The sequence below is a fragment of the Parendozoicomonas sp. 2304DJ65-17 genome, assembly GCF_058148445.1.
In genome coordinates this window covers 139,700-159,603 of the sequence record NZ_JBYVJV010000006.1, presented here as the reverse complement: position 1 = coordinate 159,603, position 19,904 = coordinate 139,700, and the positions used below count along the sequence as shown (strand labels likewise).

Below are 19,904 nucleotides of genomic sequence, written 5' to 3'. Positions count from 1 at the left end.
AGCCGTTAGTTTTTCACCCGCCCCAATTGCGCTTTGTTCAAACCAAGAGATTTTTTATCACACTTCAGACCATCAAATCCGACACATGCTCCGGTAATGGGCAGGCTGGGATCGAGGTAAAGCGCAGTGTTCATATTTAAAACTCTTTCAGGGGTATCCATGTCCTGACCGAGGTTAAGACGTTGGGCTGCTGTGGTTGTTAATTCCGGATGCTTCTTCGCGGCTTCGTTTCTTAAATAGGCTTCCGCAGATTCAACATTAGAGGTTACGAAATAGTTGCCTGTGCGGTCTTTACCGCTCTTGCAGCCTGCCCAGAAATCACGGCCGGTATAACGACATAATTCCTGAATCAGCCAGCCCATATAGGCAGGACGATTACCGCCTTTATGGTGGAGTCTGTTTCTGTAAATACGGGCCAGTTCTTTTGCGTGGGCAATAATATTTTCTTTTTCCAAAGGTGATAAGTTCGGATTACTCTGCAGAAGCTCTCCAACAGAACCACCAATCTCTTTATGGGTTTCCTTTGAACCTTCAATTGGTTTACCCAGATTGCCTATTAACTGGTTTACAGACTTTTCATTGTATTTATCCGCAAGGTCATAAGTTTTAATCAGGGATCCCGTTGCACCAAAGGCCAGTTGGTTCAGGGGCGTAATAAACGCCAGAGGATCAGGTTTAATCCAGATGGTGTGTTTAACGTTTTCGTCATCAGTCATGCTTAATTCAAAGGGTTCTTCTGATAGTTCGTAAAGACGATCAATGGATTCTTCCGCCATGGCATATTCGTCTTCATGAATACCTGTCGTGTTTCTGAGTTTGTCTGGGCTTAACAGACAGAGATAAGCCATGGGTAAAGTTATCGCGTTTTCTTTACTGCTATCCAAAGCCGCAGAGAAGCCTGGTATGATTTTATGTGTACAGGCTATCTGAATGGTCATCGCCTCTTTCCAGGCGACATCAATAGCGTTTTTCCGCTCCTGCTTATCTTCAAGCCAGTAAGGACATGGAATACCCATGCGGGTGTATTCGCTGATAACGTCCTTGCCCCGTGTAACTTTTTGGCGGTAGACGTTGCGGGCGTGATCTGTGGTTCGGCTGGCTGAGTTATTTATCTTCCCTTCATAAGGTGTTTCGTAAGGTTCATGGGGGCTTCCCGGCACAGGATTGTCACCCAGAGAAAAACGTATGGCATGGGCGGGAGTGGCTTCTGATTCTATAACATGAATCTGATTATCTACTGTAATGGGAATTCTGGAGTGGAGTGTTTCAGCGCATTCAGCATTCAGTAACTCGTTGAGATGGAGTCTAAACCGCTCGCCCAGTTTAAACTTATCCATCGCACTCTCTACTTTGCTATCAAACTGCTTCAACTGTTTTGTTGCATCAACAACTATTCCATCCTTATTTTTAATTTTTTCAGGGTTAAATGACCTCCTGACAATTTTCAATTTCACCTTTTCAAGCTTATCTATTTTTTCCTGTATAAGGATGACTGCAGCTTTTTTCTTTGCTCTCTCTTTTTTTCTAGAAAGCATTTCTGCTTCTTCACTCAGTTTTCGTTGGGTCGCTTGGAGTGTAGAAATATCCTCATCCAAAACTTCAAATGCCGCTCTTTTAATTCTGTTGAGTTTGGTTGTGACTTTTGATTTTTCTCTGTAGTCATTCTCTAAGCAGGCTTGTATAGCCTCTTGTTTAACAGATACTGCAGATTCCATAGATTCAAGATCTTTCACCACTTCCGCAATTAGATCTTGCGGGTCTAGTTCTTTGTTAAAGTCATGAACCTGATCTTTTAATTCATCAATAGCCTCCAGAGTTTGCCAAAGCACTTTCTGGTGATTGTGAATAGTTCGTTCGCTATCTTGATAAGGATTCCATTCCAGGGCTCTGACAGTTGAAGCTGTTACTGTTGCCAGTGCTTTCATTATTTTTACCAGAGCTGGGTCAGTATGGTCTGGAAGTTTCTGGCTATCTCTTACATCGCTGGCAGACAATGGTCGTTTTCTATCGGCACTCCATCCCAACTTTCTGGTGGTATTCTGCAGAAGTTGTTCTGTGGGGGAACGATATTCCGCGAGAGTTTGCTCGAGGAGCGCAGGCAAGTCGCTGGCATAAGGACAGCTATAGCTGCGTAACACCAGCTGATGCCGAATATTTTTCCATTCGTCTCGGGGGATCTTGCTCCGTGAGAGTAGTTTGGAAAGTTGTGAATCTGATTTGCTGATATCAACCTGTTTATAAAAAGCCCGAATGCTTGAGCGGGTTTCCACCACGCATGGTGGTAAAGGTACATTTCCTGCTGTCTCGGTTTGAGCGTAGAAGTCACTGTCACTGGAATCAGTTCCGGAAATATGATCATCGCTTGAGCTGATTTCATCTGAGCTGGAAACTGTTCCGTGAGTTATGCCATAGATTTTGGCTCGTACATCAACAACGGGCTCTGTGCCTGAGTCTGTTGAGTCGCCTGATGTTGCAGTATCTGTCGATGATGTTTCACTTTCTGATGAAAATGCGCCTGCCAGAATATTGGGGGAAAGGGATTCTTCTACAGCCTGTTCGATAATATCTTTCCAGTCTTCTTCATCAACATCACATTCTTGTTGCAGTACGCTTAGCCTGGTTTGTGTATCCTTTGAAGAGTGTTCTTCTACCTTTTGATACAAAGATTTTCTGGTTGGCAATGAGCTAGAATCGTCTAAGTCACTGTCGCTGAAACTCCCAGATCTGTGTAGTGTTTGTGGGGGATGTTTTTTGCGTTTTCTTATTCTTGTGCTCGTAAAGGAACGTGATGAAAGAATGGGAAACTCAAAGGACTGACTCTCTACCGGAGACAGCTCATCTCCCCCGAAATCTGTTAAGTCTTCTCTTTCTGAAGCTGTTTCTGCTGAACTTAATAAACCGCTTTCCGATAATGATGTGACCAGCTCTGGCTGATCATCCAAAGGCTGTGGCTTAAAAGACTGTTCTGCCACCGAAAGAGTTAAGGACTCTTTTGATTTTTCAGATATCGACTCCAAATCAAGAGAACTGCTCTTTAATCTCTGTGGGACAAACAGAGAGGGAGAGGACAGTGACTCTGCAGGCTCAAAAGAAGAAAGTGTTATGGGAGGCGGAGATGCCCGTCTTTTTGGGCGTTTTCTTGCAGTAACTAAAGATGTTTCTGCTAGTGGTTGTTCCTGGTCTGTCAGTTCTTCCAGCGTTGTCGAACGGATAGTTCGCAGCTCCAGTGGTCTTTCTTGAACCCTGCCACCCTCTCCTCTTTGGGCGATCAGCCTTCTGACTCCAGGAATGCTTTGCACAACCCAGCGTAGCATTGTTGCTATGGGTCTTAGTACGGTGGAAACAGCCGCTCCCACAGCCCTGATAACGGGGGTAATAATGTGCATGTTTTAATAAGCCTGACAAGATCCTTCTTTTCTCAAATATAGGAGCTACAGGCCAGACAGCCCGGTGTGTGGCTTGTTGCTGTAGTTTTTTGTACAGACATAAAAAAAGCGGACTTAAAAAGTCCGCTTTTTGTCAGAAACCCAGATTTTAAGCATCTGCAGCTTCAATCTTCTTGGTAATATACCACTGCTGGCTAATAGACAGCAGGTTGTTAGTTACCCAGTACAGTACCAGACCGGCAGGGAACCACAGGAAGAAGACAGTAAAGATGACAGGCATCAGCTTCATCACACGTGCCTGCATGGGGTCTGGAGGCGTTGGAGACAGCATCTGCTGTGCAAACATGGATGCACCCATGATCAGCGGCAGGATGAAGTAAGGATCCATCTGAGAGAGATCCTGAATCCAGCCCAGCCATGGAGCATGACGCAGCTCAACAGATTCCAGCAGTACCCAGTACAGAGCGATGAATACTGGCATCTGCACAAGAATTGGAAGACAGCCACCCATTGGGTTTACTTTCTCTTCCTTGTACAGCTTCATCATGTCCTGAGACAGCGCCTGACGATCATCCCCATGCTTCTCTTTCAGAGCCTGCATCTTTGGAGTGATCTTGCGCATCTTCGCCATGGAGCGGTAGCTGGCTGCAGACAGTGGGTAGAACACACCTTTCACAATGATGGTCAGAGCAATGATGCTGAAGCCCCAGTTACCAATCAGAGAGTGCAGGAAGCTCAGCAGCAGGAACAGGGGCTTGGCAAACCACCACAGCACACCGTAATCGATAGTCAGATCCAGACCCTGTGCCAGCTGGGACAGAGTTTTCTGATTCTTAGGACCGAGGTACAGAGTTGCGCCAACAGTTTCTGTAGTATCAGGAGCGACTTCAACGGCAGGCTCAACAACGCTGACAATGTTGTCGCCGTTAAAGGTGCGGGTCTGATAAGTGTTGAACTGATCCTGTTTAGGAACCCACGCGCTTACAAAGTAATGCTGAACGATTGCTGCGTAACCACCTTCCACTTTCTCTTTGAAAGGCTCGTTGGTGAATTCATCAAACTCCAGCTTCTGGTACTGCTTCTCATTACTTTTAACAGCGGCCCCCAGGTAAGTGTTCATGCCGGAGGCACTGCTCATTTCCTGGCTTGGGTCTTTGGAGTTATCACGCTTCAGCTGAGCGTAGAAGTTTCCTTTCCAGTCGCTGTTGCTGCCGTTGTGAATAATATAATCCACACCAACCTGGTATTTGCCTTTGGTAAAGGAGAAACGCTTGGTGATATCAACGCCGTTCTCTGTCTTGAGAGACAGGTCTACGTTCATTGATTCATTATCACCCAGGTTGTAGGAGGTCTGCTCAACACTGTAGAGAGGCTTGCCCTTGCGATCTGGACCATTGGTTCCGGTCAGGCCGCTCTGTGCGACAAACAGGCGGCTGGTGCTGTTTTCAAGCAGAGCAAAAGGAGTTTTCTCACCCTTTACCTGAGGGTACTTGGGGAGTTCTGCACGAACGATATCACCACCACGGGTATCAATAGTCAGGATCAAAGTATCAGTTGTTACAGTGATCAGCTGAGCGTGTGATGGGGCAGAAATTTCTGACTTTTCGTCACCGGGGAGAACTGGTGCATCGGAAGTTGCTGATGCAACCGGGATATCCGGAGTGTTGCTGGCAGGGAGCTGAGTGGCGGCCTGACTGACAGCTTGCGGCTGGTTATAGTCCTGGTTCCATTGCAGCACCATCAGGTAGCCGACAACAACCAGACCCGCGATTAAGAGGGTACGTTGCAAATCCATGATTTAGTGGCCATCGAAACGGTTGGAGGTGTCCGGATCCGCCTGTTTCAATGCCTGTCTTTTCTGACTGTCAGGTACGGGATCGTATCCCCCAGGATTCCAGGGGTGACAGCGCAGTAAACGTCGGCATGAGAGATATCCGCCTTTGAGGAGGCCGTGAGTGTTAATGGCTTCCGTGGCATAGGAGGAGCAGGAGGGATAAAAACGACAGTGGTTTGCCATCAGGGGACTGATTCCATATTGGTAGCCCCTGATCAGTAACAGAACGAAAGAACGTATTGGATTCATCATGTTCTGTACCTGTTGGCAATCCCCTGTGGACTGTTAATCGACAGGGGGGCGGGCTCTATCGGGCTTTTTAGGGCTGGATTGATCAGATTTCCGTAAGGATGCTGACCTTTTTCGAGCACGTAACCACTGCTTGTCGAGCAGGCTGTGTAGTTGCCTGTTATCGAGTTCACCCAGGCCTTTTCTGGCCAGAACAACGTAATCCAGTCCCTGAAGACTGTGTTGACTGTGGCGGAATGTCTCACGAATAACCCGTTTGATCCTATTCCTGGATACGGCGGTTCGTACATTCTTTTTGGCGATAATCAAACCAACTCTGGGGATATCCAGATGGTTCTCTCGTGCCAGTATAAGAATGTTCCTGTCGGAAACCTTTATATCAGCCTTATCAAAAACCCGTTTGAACTCTGATGACTTCAGCAGCCTTAAACTCGGGCTGAATCCGAAAGTCATATGCAGGCCCTGATCGATCAGGCTGCCAGACGCTTACGGCCCTTGGAACGACGACGAGCCAGAACGGCACGACCATTCTTGGTGGCCATACGAGCGCGGAAACCGTGGGTGCGCTTACGCTTCAGTACGCTTGGTTGAAAAGTTCTTTTCATGTCTATCTACTCTTTTGAGGGATCCCTCGTCGTGAAACGAGAAAAATAAAATGACGCGCAATTTTAGGGAATACCTTATATAGCGTCAATTTAAAAGATGTATAAAAAACGATCAATTCATCGTATATCTACATATTTCAGTGATTTTTGCCAATATAAAAGCTCATATATGTAAAAAATATTCTTTTTTGAATATCGGTTTTGATGAGTTCTTGTTGGTGTTGCCCCAGTTTATTACTTTTTCCGCTGTTATTTTATCAACGCCTGAGAAATAAGTTTTTATCCACTTTATCTGTCTTTCTTAAGCTTCTGTTTTTTCGAAATTTTCTTTCAATTGAAGACCATGGTTTCATCAATTTGTAACAGCTATATCTCAAGAAATTCAATCTTTTTGCACAGACATATCCACAGGCATAACTATAAAATTGATATCCACAGAAATTTTTGTATTTGTTTTAACCGTATGAAAAAGATAATAAAAAACCTTTAATAATGGTGAAGTTTGTTATTAGGGGTGTGGATAACCTATTCCGATCGGGATAAAATAACGGAGTTTTCAACATTAAAATTGACCACAGTCGTTCAGAATGACCGGAGTTGTCCCAGTGCCTCGTGAACTCTGGCAGAAGTGCATGGAAATCCTTCAGGACGAATTGCCTCTACAGCAATTCAATACCTGGTTGCGCCCGCTCAAAGTCATGGCTGACCACGATGAGTTATGCCTGCTGGCGCCAAACCGGTTCGTCCTTGACTGGATGAAAGACAAGTACCTGCCCCGTATAGAAGAAGTTTTAATGGAGCTGTCTGACGGCAATCCTCCGGCTATTGCCCTTGGAGTGAGTAACCGCAGGCCATCATTCAAGTTTACTTCCGGAAAGAGTAAGTCTTCTGTTTCTGCCGCACCTGCCTCTGCGCGTACTTCCCGGAATAAAGATTCTGATAACGGCCAGACTAATCTGGATCTATACAGCCAGAATCAGGTTTCGGAAAAAACACCTGTCGCAGAGAAAGCACCAGCTTCTGTTTCTCAGCCATTAAATGCTGCTCCCGAACAAGTCAGTAGCAAGACTCTTGATTTTGGGCGTGAAACTCCCGCAGCTGTTACACCGGCTTCTGTACGTAAACGTTTTGTAAATCCGATCGCGAATGAACTTCGGCGAAAATCTGAAGTGGACCAGCCAGAGGTTCAGGAGATTTCACAGGTTGAGCCTGTACCTGTTGCATCGGCTTATCATGAAACGAATCATAATGATGTTCTGGTAGCGGAACAGGGACCACAATTCAGTTCGCCTTCTCCAATTATTACTCCTGCTCCTTCACGGGTTGTTACTCCTAAAAGACAGGTAGAAGTAGAAGGCAGTATTAAGCACACAAGCTCTCTTAACAGGTCTTTTGTGTTTGATACGTTTGTGGAAGGTAAGTCCAACCAGCTGGCACTGGCTGCTTCACGACAAGTTGCTGAGAACCCTGGTTCTGCTTACAACCCGCTTTTCCTTTATGGTGGAGTAGGCTTGGGTAAAACTCACCTTATGCATGCGGTGGGTAACCAGCTTGCACAACATAATCCAGATGCCAAAATTGTGTATCTGCACTCCGAACGATTTGTTGCCGATATGGTTAAGGCACTTCAGCTGAATGCTATTAATGACTTCAAACGTTATTACCGTTCTGTTGATGCACTGTTGATTGACGATATTCAGTTCTTTGCTGGAAAGGAACGCTCCCAGGAAGAGTTCTTCCACACCTTTAATGCTTTGCTTGAAGGTGGCCAGCAGATGATTCTTACCTGTGATCGTTATCCAAAAGAAATATCCGGTCTGGAAGAACGTCTTAAGTCACGCTTTGGCTGGGGCTTAACTGTTGCTGTTGAACCTCCCGAGCTGGAAACACGTGTTGCCATTCTTATGAAGAAAGCAGAACAGGCACGTGTAGAACTGCCACATGAATCTGCTTTCTTTATTGCACAACGTATACGTTCCAATGTGCGTGAGCTTGAAGGTGCTCTGAAGCGGGTTATTGCTAGTGCACACTTTATGGGGCGTAAGATTGATGTTGATCTTATTCGCGAGTCTCTGAAAGATCTTCTGGCTCTTCAGGACAAACAGGTAAGCATTGAAAATATTCAGCGCACAGTTGCTGAATATTACAAAATCAAAATTTCAGACATACTTTCTAAGAGGCGTAGTCGTTCTGTTGCTCGACCTCGACAGATTGCTATGGCATTGTCAAAGGAGCTGACTAATCACAGCTTGCCGGAGATTGGCGATGCTTATGGTGGGCGTGATCATACAACGGTTTTGCACGCCTGTCGGAAAGTGAAGCAATTGTGTGAAAGTGATGCTGAAATAGAGCAAGATCATAAGAATCTCTTGCGTTTGCTTACCAGTTAATTGCTTTTGAATTAAGTAGTTCAGTTAACCAGATATTGACGAATTTCCTTAGCTAGAGGCGAGAAAGGAAACAATGAAATTTACCATTAACCGGGAAGCCCTGCTTAAGCCACTGTTGCTGGTTGCTGGAGTCGTTGAGCGCAGGCAAACACTGCCCGTATTGTCCAACGTTCTTCTGGTTGTCGAAGGCGACACCCTGTCTCTGACCGGTACCGATCTGGAAGTGGAGCTGGTAGGCCGAGTTCACCTCGAAAGCCCTGCGGAAGATGGTGAGATTACTGTACCGGCACGGAAGCTGATGGATATCTGTAAGTCTTTGCCTGAAGACAGTGATATCACTTTCCAGCTGGAAGATCAGCGTGTGATTTTCCGTTCCGGGCGTTCACGCTTTACACTTTCCACGCTTCCTGCCAATGAATTCCCAAGTATTGATGAAGAGTCTGGCTCTTACTCTTTCTCAATTATTCAGTCCCGTCTTCGTCGCCTGATTGACCGGACTGGCTTTGCCATGGCTCAACAGGATGTACGCTACTACCTGAACGGTATGCTCCTTGAAGTACGTGAGCATGCACTGCGCTCTGTTGCTACCGATGGCCACCGTCTGGCTATGTGTACTGTTGAAGCAGACATCAGTCAGGATGATCGCCATCAGGTGATTGTTCCCCGTAAAGGTATTCTTGAGCTGGCACGCTTGCTTACTGATGGCGAAGAGATTGTAAACATTACTCTGGGCGCCAATCATATCCGTGCAACCACTGGTGCGTTTATTTTCACCTCCAAGCTGGTTGACGGTAAGTTTCCTGATTACGAACGTGTTCTGCCTCGTGGCGGCGACAAGATTGTTATCGGTGATCGCCAGATTATGCGTCAGGCTCTGAACCGTGCCTCTATTCTCTCCAATGAGAAGTATCGAGGTATTCGTCTGATCCTGGATCAGAACACCGTCAAGATTATGGCGAATAACCCAGAGCAGGAAGAAGCGGAAGAAGAAGTGACAGTTACTTATGAAGGCAACTCTCTGGAGATTGGCTTTAACGTAAGCTACTTGCTGGATGTTCTCTCTGTTATTGATTGCGATGCAGTGAAGCTGACTCTGTCTGATCCAAACAGCAGCGCCTTGGTGGAAGAACCCGAAAACAGTGATTCTGTTTACGTGGTTATGCCCATGCGCCTCTGATCCTTCTTTTATATAGAAATGTCCTTTCTTCAGAAAGTTCGGGTTACAGATATAAGAAACCTTGTATCTGTAACTCTCTCCCCCTCCCCTTCTATTAATATTCTTTACGGCGCCAACGGTAGCGGTAAGACCAGTTTTCTAGAAGCACTTCATCTTCTCGGTACAACACGCTCTTTTCGTTCTTCCAAGGTCAAACCTGTTATTCGTCAAACACAGGAAGCCTGTACCGTATTTGGCCGTGTTCAAGGGAAAGACTCCGCCTTTGCTCTTGGTGTTAGCCGTTCACTGGATGCTTCCTGCAGGATACATATAAATGGAGAGCCTTCCCGATTAAGTTCGGACTTGGCCTCTATCCTCCCTTTGCAGGTTATAAATCCAGACACTTTCAGGCTGCTTGAAGGTTCCCCGAAAGACAGAAGGCAGTTTCTCGATTGGGGAGTGTTCCATGTGGAACATCGTTTTTTGCCAGCATGGAAGCGGGCTTATAAATCCATGAAACAGCGGAATGCATTGCTCCGACATGGTAAAATGTCTGATTCGCTGATGGATGTATGGGATGCAGAGCTATCCCGGAGCGGAGAAGAAATAGATAATTACAGGCGTGCTTATTTCGAAGCGCTGAATCCTGTTTTTCAAAAGACCCTTGAAAGCTTGTCTGGAATCACTGATCTTCAGATCACCTATTCAAGGGGTTGGGATAAAGAAAGCTCCTTACGTGATGTACTGAAGCGTTCCTACCGGCGAGATGTGGAAGCTGGATATACTCAGTGGGGCCCTCATCGGGCAGATATCAAACTGAGATACCAAGGACTTCCCGCTGTAGATACTTTATCCCGTGGCCAGCAAAAGGCCGTTGTATGCGCCTTAAAGCTTGCGCAAGGGAAGCTGTTCAGTGATAGCAAACCCTTTGGATGTGTCTATCTTGTTGATGACCTTCCTTCCGAGCTCGATCGTGAACATCGGGCCCGACTTTGTAAAATGCTCGAAGATATGAATGCACAGGTATTTATTACCTGTGTTGATAAAGGCTCTCTGGGTGAAGTTTGGAGTGCTGAGTCAGAAGTAAAAATGTTCCATGTGGAACATGGTGTACTGATTGAAGATTCCAGGGCGGAGCAGAAATCTGCCGAGACAACCCTGATGGATGCAGGATAACCGACTGGTGGTGGGCCGAAATCTGACCTATGGGCAGAGTAAACGGTGCTATCAGTGCTATTGGAGAGAGTGGCGGAATGAGTGAACAAACTTACGATGCATCGAATATTAAGGTGCTGAAAGGGCTGGATGCAGTTCGTAAACGCCCTGGTATGTACATCGGAGATACGGACGATGGTACCGGTCTTCACCACATGGTTTTTGAAATCGTCGATAACTCTATCGATGAAGCGCTGGCAGGACACTGTTCAGCGATTGATGTCATCATTCATCCTGATGAGTCTGTAACTGTTCGGGATGATGGTCGTGGCATTCCTACAGAGATTCACGAAGGTGAAGGTGTCTCTGCTGCCGAGGTTATCATGACCGTTTTGCACGCAGGCGGTAAGTTTGATGACAACACCTACAAGGTTTCCGGTGGTCTGCACGGTGTAGGGGTATCTGTTGTAAACGCCCTCTCCAGTGAACTACGTATGACTATCCGTCGTCAGGGCAGTGTTCACCAGCAGATTTATGTACATGGTGTTCCTAAAGCACCACTGACAGTTGTTGGAGAAACAGAAACTACTGGTACAGAAGTTACTTTCTGGCCATCTGCTGAGACTTTTTCCAATATTCATTACAGTTACGACATTCTGGCTAAGCGCCTCCGTGAACTGTCTTTCCTGAATTCCGGTGTGTGTATAAACCTGAAGGATGAGCGTGATGGTCGTGAAGATCAGTTCATGTATGAAGGTGGTCTGAAAGCGTTTGTTGAATACCTGAATCAGAACAAAACAGCTGTGAATAAAGTATTCCACTTTAATTCCATGCATGAAGATGGTGTTGGTGTTGAAATTGCCATGCAGTGGAATGACAGCTTTCAGGAAAACATTTACTGCTTCACTAACAATATAACTAACCGTGATGGTGGCACGCACCTGGCTGGTTTTCGGGGTGCCCTCACCCGTACGTTGAATAATTATATTGAAGCGGAAGGTCTGGCGAGAAAACAAAAAGTCAGTACTACTGGTGATGATGCCCGGGAAGGTTTGACTGCCATCGTTTCAGTAAAAGTTCCTGATCCAAAGTTCTCTTCCCAAACAAAAGACAAACTGGTTTCCTCCGAGGTAAAAACAGCAGTTGAACAGGAGATGGGTAAACTATTCTCGACTTTCCTGCTGGAAAACCCTCAGGAATCGAAAACGATTGTTGGGAAAATGCTGGATGCTGCCCGTGCCCGTGAAGCTGCCCGTAAAGCCCGTGATATGACGCGGCGTAAAGGTGTATTGGATATTGCTGGCCTGCCAGGGAAGCTCGCGGACTGTCAGGAGAAAGATCCAGCACTGTCCGAACTCTATATAGTGGAGGGTGACTCGGCCGGCGGTTCCGCCAAACAAGGCCGTGATCGCCGTGCGCAGGCTATTCTGCCTTTGAAAGGTAAGATTCTTAACGTTGAAAAAGCACGCTTTGATAAGATGCTCTCTTCTCAGGAAGTTGGCACACTGATCACAGCTTTAGGCTGTGGTATTGGCCGCGAAGAGTTCAACCCAGAAAAACTGCGTTATCACCACATCATCATCATGACGGATGCTGATGTTGATGGTGCACACATTCGTACCTTGTTGCTGACATTTTTCTTCCGGCAAATGCCTGAACTGATTGAGAAAGGCTATATCTATATTGCACAGCCACCTCTCTATAAGGTTAAGCGTGGTAAGCAGGAGCAGTATCTGAAAGATGATGATGCCTTACAGGAATATCTCACCACGATGGCTCTGGAAAACGCGAGCCTGCATGTGAATGAAGATGCTCCTGGTATTGCAGATGACCAGTTGGAATCTCTGGTTAACGAATATCGTAAGGTTCAAAATGTTATCAACCGCTTATCGCGCCTGTATCCACCTGCAGTTTTACAGCAGCTGATTTATGCAGAAACATTGACCGAAGATAACCTGAAAGACAAAGCTTTGGTCGAAGCCTGGGTTAGCAAGCTTGATGAAAAGCTCTCCAGTAATGTTATGTCTGGCAGCATGATGTCTATGCGTGTTGTAGAAGACCGTGAACATAACTCCTGGTTGCCAGAGGTTTCTGTAAAGGCACATGGTCTGGAAACAATATTTTTGTTTCAGAATGAATTTTTCTCATCCAATGATTATGCATTGATCGTTAAGCTGGGTAATAAGCTGAATGGATTGCTGGAGAAAGGTGCCCATATTCGTAAAGGAGAGCGTACCCAGCCAGTTGATACTTTCGATCAAGGGCTCGATTGGTTGATGTATGAATCTACCAAGCGTCATGGTATCCAGCGCTATAAGGGACTTGGAGAGATGAACCCAGACCAGCTTTGGGAAACTACCATGGATCCGGTTAACCGCCGGATGCTGAAAGTGACAATCGAAGATGCTATTGCGGCAGATCAGATTTTCACGACGCTGATGGGAGATCAGGTAGAGCCTCGTCGAGACTTTATTGAAAGCAATGCGCTCAAGGTTGCCAACCTCGACGTATAACCCTTAAAGAAGTTAACAGGCCGGTACTTTTCAAAAGAGTACCGGCCTTTTCATCTAAGGTATGAAAATGCAGGAAATACAATCTTTTATCCGAGGTGAGCTGACAGAAGCGCAGGAAGTGCTGGCACGTTTTCTGTCTGATGAAGAGCAGCTCCAGAAAATCCAGAATGCCGCTGAGCTGATCGCTGAGTCATTCAAGGCTGACGGAAAGGTTCTGTCCTGCGGAAACGGCGGCTCTCATTGTGATGCTATGCATTTCGCCGAGGAGCTGACAGGCAGATATCGGGATAATCGCCCCGGTTACCCTGGTATTGCTATATCCGATCCAAGCCATATCTCGTGTGTAAGTAATGACTTCGGCTATGAGTATGTATTTAGCCGCTATGTAGAAGCTGTAGCCCAATCTGGTGATGTTGTTCTTGGAATCAGCACCAGCGGCAATTCCGCAAATATCATCAGAGCCTTTGAGGCCGCCTCTGAGAAGGGGGTAAAGACAATTGCCCTTACGGGTAAGGATGGCGGTAAAATGGCTGGTATGGCTGATATAGAGATCTGTGTGCCCCACTTCGGTTATGCGGATCGCATTCAGGAAGTGCATATCAAGGTTATCCACATTCTTATTGGTACCATAGAAAAGCTAATGGAGAGCAAGTAGTCTCCTGTTTACAGGCCGGCTAAAGCCCCGGCCTGTAAGGCTTCCCGCAATATCACCCTAAACTCCCCTGCCCTGCTTATTTCTCATTGTTAGTAATACTGACTCACTGGTTATCCACAACCAAACAAAGCTGTTAGCTGGTGGTCAAAGAGGTAACTCTGATATGGATATTGAGGGCCTCACCATGTTTAGCGCTACAAATAACCCACAAAATGGTTTTTATCCCGCACCACCAGGACAAGGAGGCTTTCAGGCTCACTTGCCTCCCAACTCCAGCTCATGGGGGGAACACAGCATTTCTGCAACTAACGGTGAGAGCCATGTTGCTAAAGGAAAGCAATTTCACGAAGAATATTTAACTGAGGACTCCCTCTGGGCAAAGATTAGAGAAGGGGTTGAAAGTGCCTATGTTGTTGGTGGCGGAATTGGAACAGCAATTGGCGGGTTGCTCTGGTACTTTGGCCGCTGGCCAATTGCGGAAATAGTTAAAAACGGATTTACCCCTGCACTTGGAGCGGCGGAGGCACTCGGTCTTGGGTATTGCCCCGCAAGCCAGGCCTCACAGGTACTAAAGATGGGATTGGCAACAGCATCAACCACTTTATTTGGATATGACTTGGGTAGTTTGGCCGGACCTGCTGTTGAGATCGCATTTGGCCTGACAGGAGTATTTATTGCCACAAGTTTACATATTGCAGGTAAGTATGTGCACACTCGATTGTTTGAAGGAAAAAAAGAGTGTGAAAGGCGCCTGGATGAAACTCATAAAAATATTAAAAACTGTTTGGAGAGAGTGGAGAAAAACGAGGGGTTGTTAAAAAGGGCTGTGACTGTTGCTAAGAATAATTTGCCATGGTTCAGCTCATCAGATGCGAGAGAGGAAACACTTGAAAAAGTTAAGGGTGAGCATAAAACCCACTTAAAAGGTGTGTATAACTATAACGGACAGAGAAAAAGGGAGAGAAGAAGGGATATTGCTGTTAATGAAAGGCAATGGCGACAATTGAATGGATACACATCTTATGTGCCTTCGTCAGCATCAGCGCAATACCGGCTCGATGCCCTCAGAACACAACAGGGTATAGAAGAAGAGGGAGATAACAGCACAATCGCATCAAGACTTCTCGAAAGAAGAAGAGGACAACAACAATACCATGTTGAAGAGCGTCATCCAGCAAGCAGTACAAGTCAAAAGGTCTGGGGGTATATCGGAGAGTGCACAGATAAACTTAAAAAGGTATATAACAAGCCTTTAGAAAGAAGAGCTGACACCTATCAGTACGGTATGAAAAAAAAGGCTGTGAACTGCTACTACGACGTCCGTGGAAATCATACTCAGATTAAAGGTGAGCTGAGTAGATACAGGCAAAGGGCAATAAATCTAGGTGAAGATCTGGAAATGATGTAAAACCAAAAAGAGCAGGGTTTTGCCCTGCTCTTCTTATATTCCAGCTCTAATTGGATTAGTAAGGCTTATTGCTAACAACCCACTCACGAATCTTTTCAGTTAAATCGGGAATTTCTTTATCTTTACTTTCAATGACAGGGCCAATTCTTACGGTTATTTCGCCAGGAGTTTTCAGCCATTTATGGGCTGGCCAATACCTGCCGGCATTGTGTGCCATAGGCAGAACAGGAACCCCAGCATAAACCGCAAGAGAAGCAGTTCCACGGGTAAAGCGCCCTACTTCAGGCCAGCGATGACGGGTTCCTTCAGGAAAAATCGCAACCCAGTGACCATTCAAGAGACACTCTTTCCCCTTCTCAACAACCTGTTGTAATGCGGATCGACCATCCTTTCGATCAATAGCTATGGGGTTCACTTTTTTAAATGCCCAGCCAAAGAACGGTATAAAAAGCAGTTCCTTTTTTATAACTGTGGACTGGGGAGTAAACAGCATCTGAACAAGGAAGGTTTCCCATGGGGATTGGTGGTTACTGGCAACAACACAAGGCTGATCTGGAATATTTTCTTCCCCCTCAACCTTCCAGGTAATTCCGCAAATAACTCGGTTTAAAAACAAAGTCACAACACAAAATGTTTTGATAACAAAACCATGGCGTGCGTGTTTTGGCACGAAGTAAACAGCGAAAATTACAAATGAACACCAAAGTAAAGTCCATGTAACCCAGAGAACATAAAAAACAATTGTTCTCAGCCAGCAAAGCAAAAACAGCATTTTTATCATTGTCAGTCCTTGATTAGAAAATCAGCAAACTCCAGCAGATTCTCAACAACACGAACACCATCAAGAGCCAGACCTTTTTGCAAAGTTCTTTGACCTTTTCCGGTTTTCACTAAAACGGGGTTACAACCACAGGTTTTGGCAACTTCCATATCTTTCGAAGTATCACCAACAAACCAGGCTCCTTCTGCTTTACAGGAGAGGTCTTGCTCTATCTGCCGAACAAGGCCTGGCTTGGGTTTGCGGCAGTCACAGTGGTCGTCGGGAGTATGGGGGCAGAAGCGAATGCAGGCAATCTTGCCACCGGCAGCTTCTACCAGACTATTCATCTTGTGGTGCATAGCCTGAAGAGTATCAAGAGAGTAATAACCTCTTCCTATACCTGACTGATTGGTAGCTACAGCAACGGTAAAACCGGCCTGAGAGAGTTTAGCTATGGCCTCTATACTTCCCGGTATTGGGAGCCACTCTTCAGGGGACTTTATATAGTCATCCGAGTCTTCATTAATTACACCGTCACGGTCGAGAATTACCAGATTCATCAACTACCAAATGCCTGAAATAAATTTGAAAAGAATAATAATGAAAGAGCTGGAAACTGGAAACGTCTATAAAGCGAATTTTAGTTTGCAGAATCTTTTCGGCAGATAAAAAAAGTGCGGCCAAAGCCGCACTTTTAAGTCTAATCAAAAAAGATTAGCTGGCCTGTAACAGAGAAATATCTGCAACATGGAGGAACAAGCTGCGCAGCTGCTTCAGCAGAGCGTAGCGGTTCAGCTTCACCTTCTCGTCATCAACGTTAACCATCACTTCATCAAAGAAGGTATCAACGGGCTCTTTGAGGCTTGCCAGCTGATTCATGGCTGCACTGTAGTTACCTTCTGCCAACAGAGGTGTAACATCAGCAATAGATGCGGAGAGAACGCTATGAAGGTTCTTCTCAGCCGCTTCAGTGAGTAACCCAGCATCAATAACATCTGGAATCACAACATCTCCAGCTTTGGCCAGGATGTTGGAAACACGCTTGTTTGCAGAGGCCAGCGCCAGAGCTTCTGGAAGGTTTCCGAACTCGGCAACAGCTTTCACGCGCTGATCGAAATCGAATGGGCGAGAAGGCTTCAGAGCGCGTACAGACAGGAATACTTCTGCGGAGATTCCTTCGCCTTGGTACCAGGCACGGAAACGTTCCAGCATGAAATCAAGGACTGTTTCAGTCAGCTCTTCACCGGCAGGTAGTTCAACCCCCTGTGCCTTGTAACCATCAATGGCTTCACTAATCAGGCTGCGCAGATCCAGATTGAGTTTCTTTTCAACGATAATGCGCAATACGCCGAGTGTCGCACGACGGAGGGCGAATGGGTCTTTGCTACCAGACGGTGGCTGTTTAATACCAAAGATACCGGTGATGGTATCGATCTTGTCTGCGATGGCGACAGCACAGCCAGTAAGGGTTGTTGGCAGCTCATCACCAGCGAAACGAGGCATGTACTGCTCATTCAGAGCCTTGCAAACATCAGGCTGCTCGCCATCGTTTTCGCCGTAGTACATGCCCATAATGCCCTGCAGATCTGTGAATTCCAGAACCATTTCAGACACAAGATCAGACTTACACAGTTCACCGGCACGCTTGGCGTTTTCGGCGTTACCGTCTTCCTGTTGCGCAATAAACGACGATAGGCGTGCGATGCGTTCAGTCTTATCGTAAACAGAACCAAGAATTTTCTGGAATACGACAGGTTTCAGTTTTTCGCGGTTTGCGTCCAGTGTCGTTTTCTTGTCTGTTTCATAGAAGAAACGCGCGTCGGCCAGACGAGGACGAATAACCTTCTCATTACCGGAAATAACCTGAGAAGGGTCTTTGCTCTGGATGTTGGTGATAGTGATAAAGTGAGGCATCAGCTCACCTTTATCATTTTCAATGTGGAAGTATTTCTGGTGCTCTTTCATAGAAGAGATCAGAGCTTCGGAAGGAACTTCCAGGAAGGCATCATCAAAACGGCCAGACAGTGCAGAAGGCCATTCGTTCAGGGAAGCTACTTCGTCCAGAAGGTCTTCATCAATAACCGCTACACCACCCAGCTTTTGAGCTTCAGCTTCAACCTGCTGACGAATAGTTTCTTTACGACTATCGTAGTCAGCCACAACAAAACCGGTGCGAGCCAAAAGCTTCTGGTAATCAGCTGGCTGTTCAATAGCGATGGATTGGTTGTAGTGGAAGCGATGACCGCGGGTTTCACGGCCAGACTTCAGGCCAAGAATTTCACAATCAACAACTTCGTTGCCTAACAGTGTTACCAACCACTGTGCGGGACGAACAAATTCCGTGCGGCTTTTACCCCAGCGCATGCGCTTTGGAATAGGCAGCTCTTCCAGTGAAGCGGAAATGATGGAAGGAATCAGTTCAGAAGTTGCCTTGCCCTGCTCTACTGAGCGGTAAACAAGCCAGGCACCTTTTTTGGTTTCCAAACGGTCAAGGTCAGAAACTTCAACACCACAGGAACGGGCAAAACCCTGGGCTGCTTTACTTGGGTTGCCTTCAGCATCAAAGGCAGCCTGGACAGCAGGGCCGCGACGTTCAACTTCTTTGTCTGGCTGGTTGGTTTCCAGATCACGAATCAGCAGAGCCAGACGGCGTGGAGCGGCAAAAGACTGATGAGCGCCATGCTTCAGGCCTGCCTGATCAATGCGAGTCAGAATGCCGTTGGTAAAGGCATCAGAAAGCTTGCGAAGCGCTTTTGGAGGCAGCTCTTCTGTGCCCAGCTCAACCAGAAAATCTTGAGTAGACATCAGTTGCTCTCCTGCATGTTCAGAACTTCTTGGCGGATATCTTCATCGGCCATTGGGAAACCAAGCTTCTTACGAGCATCGTAATAAGCCTTTGCAACCTCTCTTGCCAGAGTACGTACTCGCAGGATGAAACGCTGACGCTCAGTTACGGAGATCGCGTGGCGGGCATCCAGCAGGTTGAAAGTGTGAGACGCTTTCAGGGTGAACTCGTAAGCTGGCAGAGGCAGGCCCAGTTCAACCAGTCGCTTGGATTCCTGCTCGTAGAAATCAAAGTGTTCGAACAGAACCTTAGTGTCGGCATGTTCAAAGTTGAAAGTGGACTGCTCAACTTCGTTCTGGTGGAACACGTCGCCGTAAGTTACATCACCCTGTGGGCCACGGGTCCAGATCAGGTCGTAAACGTTGTCTACTTCCTGAATGTACATGGCCAGACGTTCCAGACCGTAAGTGATTTCGCCGGTCACCGGGTAGCACTCAATACCACCGGCCTGCTGGAAGTAAGTGAACTGAGTAACTTCCATGCCGTTCATCCATACTTCCCAGCCAAGACCCCAGGCACCCAAGGTTGGGGATTCCCAGTTATCTTCAACGAAGCGAATATCGTGAACCAGAGGATCAACGCCCAGCGCTCGCAGGGAGTCGAGATACAGTTCCTGGAAGTTAGCAGGGTTTGGCTTCATCACTACCTGGAACTGGTAGTAGTGCTGCAGACGGTTAGGGTTCTCACCGTAACGGCCATCGGTTGGGCGGCGGCTAGGCTGAACATAGGCCGCGTTCCAGTTCTCAGGGCCGATGGCTCGCAGGAATGTCGCCGGGTGGAATGTGCCGGCACCTACTTCCATGTCCAGGGGTTGCATTACTACACAGCCATGACTTGCCCAGAAGTTTTGCAGGGTAAGTATCAGCCCCTGAAACGTACTGACGTCGGGCGCATTCTGATTGGTCACAGTTCCACCTCGGGTTGTATTCCATTGCCTGATCCGGTTGG

Annotated in this window: 15 protein-coding genes; 6 read left to right on the top strand and 9 right to left on the bottom strand. The window is 46.7% G+C overall.

What is annotated here, in order from left to right; genetic code table 11:
* Nucleotides 1-5 precede the first annotated feature (5 nt).
* From ACY2RR_RS15955 to rpmH, 5 genes are all read right to left on the bottom strand, one after another.
* Nucleotides 6-3,386: an inositol phosphate phosphatase SopB gene (locus ACY2RR_RS15955; RefSeq protein ID WP_490109163.1), complete on the bottom strand. Its 3,381-nt coding sequence runs from the start codon at nucleotides 3,384-3,386 to the stop codon at nucleotides 6-8.
* A 148-nt stretch (nucleotides 3,387-3,534) separates the two neighbouring features.
* On the bottom strand, nucleotides 3,535-5,181 hold the full coding sequence (yidC, locus tag ACY2RR_RS15950; RefSeq protein ID WP_490109162.1) for a membrane protein insertase YidC: 1,647 nt from the start codon (nucleotides 5,179-5,181) through the stop codon (nucleotides 3,535-3,537).
* Nucleotides 5,182-5,184: 3 nt separating this feature from the next.
* Entirely contained in the window at nucleotides 5,185-5,472 is a 288-nt protein-coding gene (gene yidD / locus ACY2RR_RS15945) for a membrane protein insertion efficiency factor YidD (RefSeq protein WP_490109161.1), read from the bottom strand.
* A 33-nt stretch (nucleotides 5,473-5,505) separates the two neighbouring features.
* Nucleotides 5,506-5,922, bottom strand: coding sequence for a ribonuclease P protein component (gene rnpA / locus ACY2RR_RS15940; RefSeq protein WP_490109160.1), 417 nt, complete (start codon nucleotides 5,920-5,922; stop codon nucleotides 5,506-5,508).
* A gap of 17 nt (nucleotides 5,923-5,939) precedes the next feature.
* Nucleotides 5,940-6,074, bottom strand: coding sequence for a 50S ribosomal protein L34 (gene rpmH, locus ACY2RR_RS15935; protein WP_155158554.1), 135 nt, complete (start codon nucleotides 6,072-6,074; stop codon nucleotides 5,940-5,942).
* A 587-nt stretch (nucleotides 6,075-6,661) separates the two neighbouring features.
* On the opposite strand from rpmH, the gene dnaA reads away from it, so the two are divergent.
* The 6 genes from dnaA to ACY2RR_RS15905 all read left to right on the top strand — a co-directional run bounded on the left by dnaA (nucleotide 6,662) and on the right by ACY2RR_RS15905 (nucleotide 15,351).
* Nucleotides 6,662-8,464 carry a chromosomal replication initiator protein DnaA gene (dnaA, locus tag ACY2RR_RS15930; protein WP_490109159.1) on the top strand — a complete coding sequence of 601 codons (1,803 nt, stop codon included), beginning with the start codon at nucleotides 6,662-6,664 and terminating at the stop codon, nucleotides 8,462-8,464.
* 73 nt (nucleotides 8,465-8,537) lie between these two features.
* Nucleotides 8,538-9,641: a DNA polymerase III subunit beta gene (gene dnaN, locus ACY2RR_RS15925; RefSeq protein ID WP_490109158.1), complete on the top strand. Its 1,104-nt coding sequence runs from the start codon at nucleotides 8,538-8,540 to the stop codon at nucleotides 9,639-9,641.
* Between the two features lie 18 nt (nucleotides 9,642-9,659).
* Entirely contained in the window at nucleotides 9,660-10,796 is a 1,137-nt protein-coding gene (gene recF, locus ACY2RR_RS15920; RefSeq protein WP_490109157.1) for a DNA replication/repair protein RecF, read from the top strand.
* A gap of 77 nt (nucleotides 10,797-10,873) precedes the next feature.
* Nucleotides 10,874-13,288, top strand: coding sequence for a DNA topoisomerase (ATP-hydrolyzing) subunit B (gene gyrB / locus ACY2RR_RS15915; protein WP_490109327.1), 2,415 nt, complete (start codon nucleotides 10,874-10,876; stop codon nucleotides 13,286-13,288).
* A gap of 67 nt (nucleotides 13,289-13,355) precedes the next feature.
* Nucleotides 13,356-13,943, top strand: a complete 588-nt coding sequence (gene lpcA, locus ACY2RR_RS15910; RefSeq protein ID WP_490109156.1) for a D-sedoheptulose 7-phosphate isomerase — start codon at nucleotides 13,356-13,358, stop codon at nucleotides 13,941-13,943.
* Nucleotides 13,944-14,106: 163 nt separating this feature from the next.
* Nucleotides 14,107-15,351: a hypothetical protein gene (locus ACY2RR_RS15905; protein ID WP_490109155.1), complete on the top strand. Its 1,245-nt coding sequence runs from the start codon at nucleotides 14,107-14,109 to the stop codon at nucleotides 15,349-15,351.
* Nucleotides 15,352-15,406: 55 nt separating this feature from the next.
* Here the strand turns inward: ACY2RR_RS15905 and ACY2RR_RS15900 are convergent, their stop codons facing one another.
* From ACY2RR_RS15900 to glyQ, 4 genes are all read right to left on the bottom strand, one after another.
* Nucleotides 15,407-16,021: a lysophospholipid acyltransferase family protein gene (locus ACY2RR_RS15900; RefSeq protein WP_490109154.1), complete on the bottom strand. Its 615-nt coding sequence runs from the start codon at nucleotides 16,019-16,021 to the stop codon at nucleotides 15,407-15,409.
* Between the two features lie 113 nt (nucleotides 16,022-16,134).
* Nucleotides 16,135-16,671, bottom strand: a complete 537-nt coding sequence (gmhB, locus tag ACY2RR_RS15895) for a D-glycero-beta-D-manno-heptose 1,7-bisphosphate 7-phosphatase (RefSeq protein ID WP_490109153.1) — start codon at nucleotides 16,669-16,671, stop codon at nucleotides 16,135-16,137.
* Between the two features lie 154 nt (nucleotides 16,672-16,825).
* Nucleotides 16,826-18,916, bottom strand: coding sequence for a glycine--tRNA ligase subunit beta (gene glyS / locus ACY2RR_RS15890; protein ID WP_490109152.1), 2,091 nt, complete (start codon nucleotides 18,914-18,916; stop codon nucleotides 16,826-16,828).
* The gene (gene glyQ / locus ACY2RR_RS15885) at nucleotides 18,916-19,863 is read right to left on the bottom strand and encodes a glycine--tRNA ligase subunit alpha (RefSeq protein WP_490109151.1); all 948 of its coding nucleotides are present in this window, start codon (nucleotides 19,861-19,863) and stop codon (nucleotides 18,916-18,918) included. Before glyQ ends, glyS begins: the two co-directional genes overlap by 1 nt.
* Nucleotides 19,864-19,904 lie beyond the last annotated feature (41 nt).

Bases quoted from the DNA above. Each gene is read 5' to 3' on its own strand.
- ACY2RR_RS15955 (WP_490109163.1), bottom strand. From the start codon at position 3,386: ATGCACATTATTACCCCCGTTATCAGGGCTGTGGGAGCGGCTGTTTCC.
- yidC (WP_490109162.1), bottom strand. From the start codon at position 5,181: ATGGATTTGCAACGTACCCTCTTAATCGCGGGTCTGGTTGTTGTCGGC.
- yidD (WP_490109161.1), bottom strand. From the start codon at position 5,472: ATGATGAATCCAATACGTTCTTTCGTTCTGTTACTGATCAGGGGCTAC.
- rnpA (WP_490109160.1), bottom strand. From the start codon at position 5,922: ATGACTTTCGGATTCAGCCCGAGTTTAAGGCTGCTGAAGTCATCAGAG.
- rpmH (WP_155158554.1), bottom strand. From the start codon at position 6,074: ATGAAAAGAACTTTTCAACCAAGCGTACTGAAGCGTAAGCGCACCCAC.
- dnaA (WP_490109159.1), top strand. From the start codon at position 6,662: ATGACCGGAGTTGTCCCAGTGCCTCGTGAACTCTGGCAGAAGTGCATG.
- dnaN (WP_490109158.1), top strand. From the start codon at position 8,538: ATGAAATTTACCATTAACCGGGAAGCCCTGCTTAAGCCACTGTTGCTG.
- recF (WP_490109157.1), top strand. From the start codon at position 9,660: ATGTCCTTTCTTCAGAAAGTTCGGGTTACAGATATAAGAAACCTTGTA.
- gyrB (WP_490109327.1), top strand. From the start codon at position 10,874: ATGAGTGAACAAACTTACGATGCATCGAATATTAAGGTGCTGAAAGGG.
- lpcA (WP_490109156.1), top strand. From the start codon at position 13,356: ATGCAGGAAATACAATCTTTTATCCGAGGTGAGCTGACAGAAGCGCAG.
- ACY2RR_RS15905 (WP_490109155.1), top strand. From the start codon at position 14,107: ATGGATATTGAGGGCCTCACCATGTTTAGCGCTACAAATAACCCACAA.
- gmhB (WP_490109153.1), bottom strand. From the start codon at position 16,671: ATGAATCTGGTAATTCTCGACCGTGACGGTGTAATTAATGAAGACTCG.
- glyS (WP_490109152.1), bottom strand. From the start codon at position 18,916: ATGTCTACTCAAGATTTTCTGGTTGAGCTGGGCACAGAAGAGCTGCCT.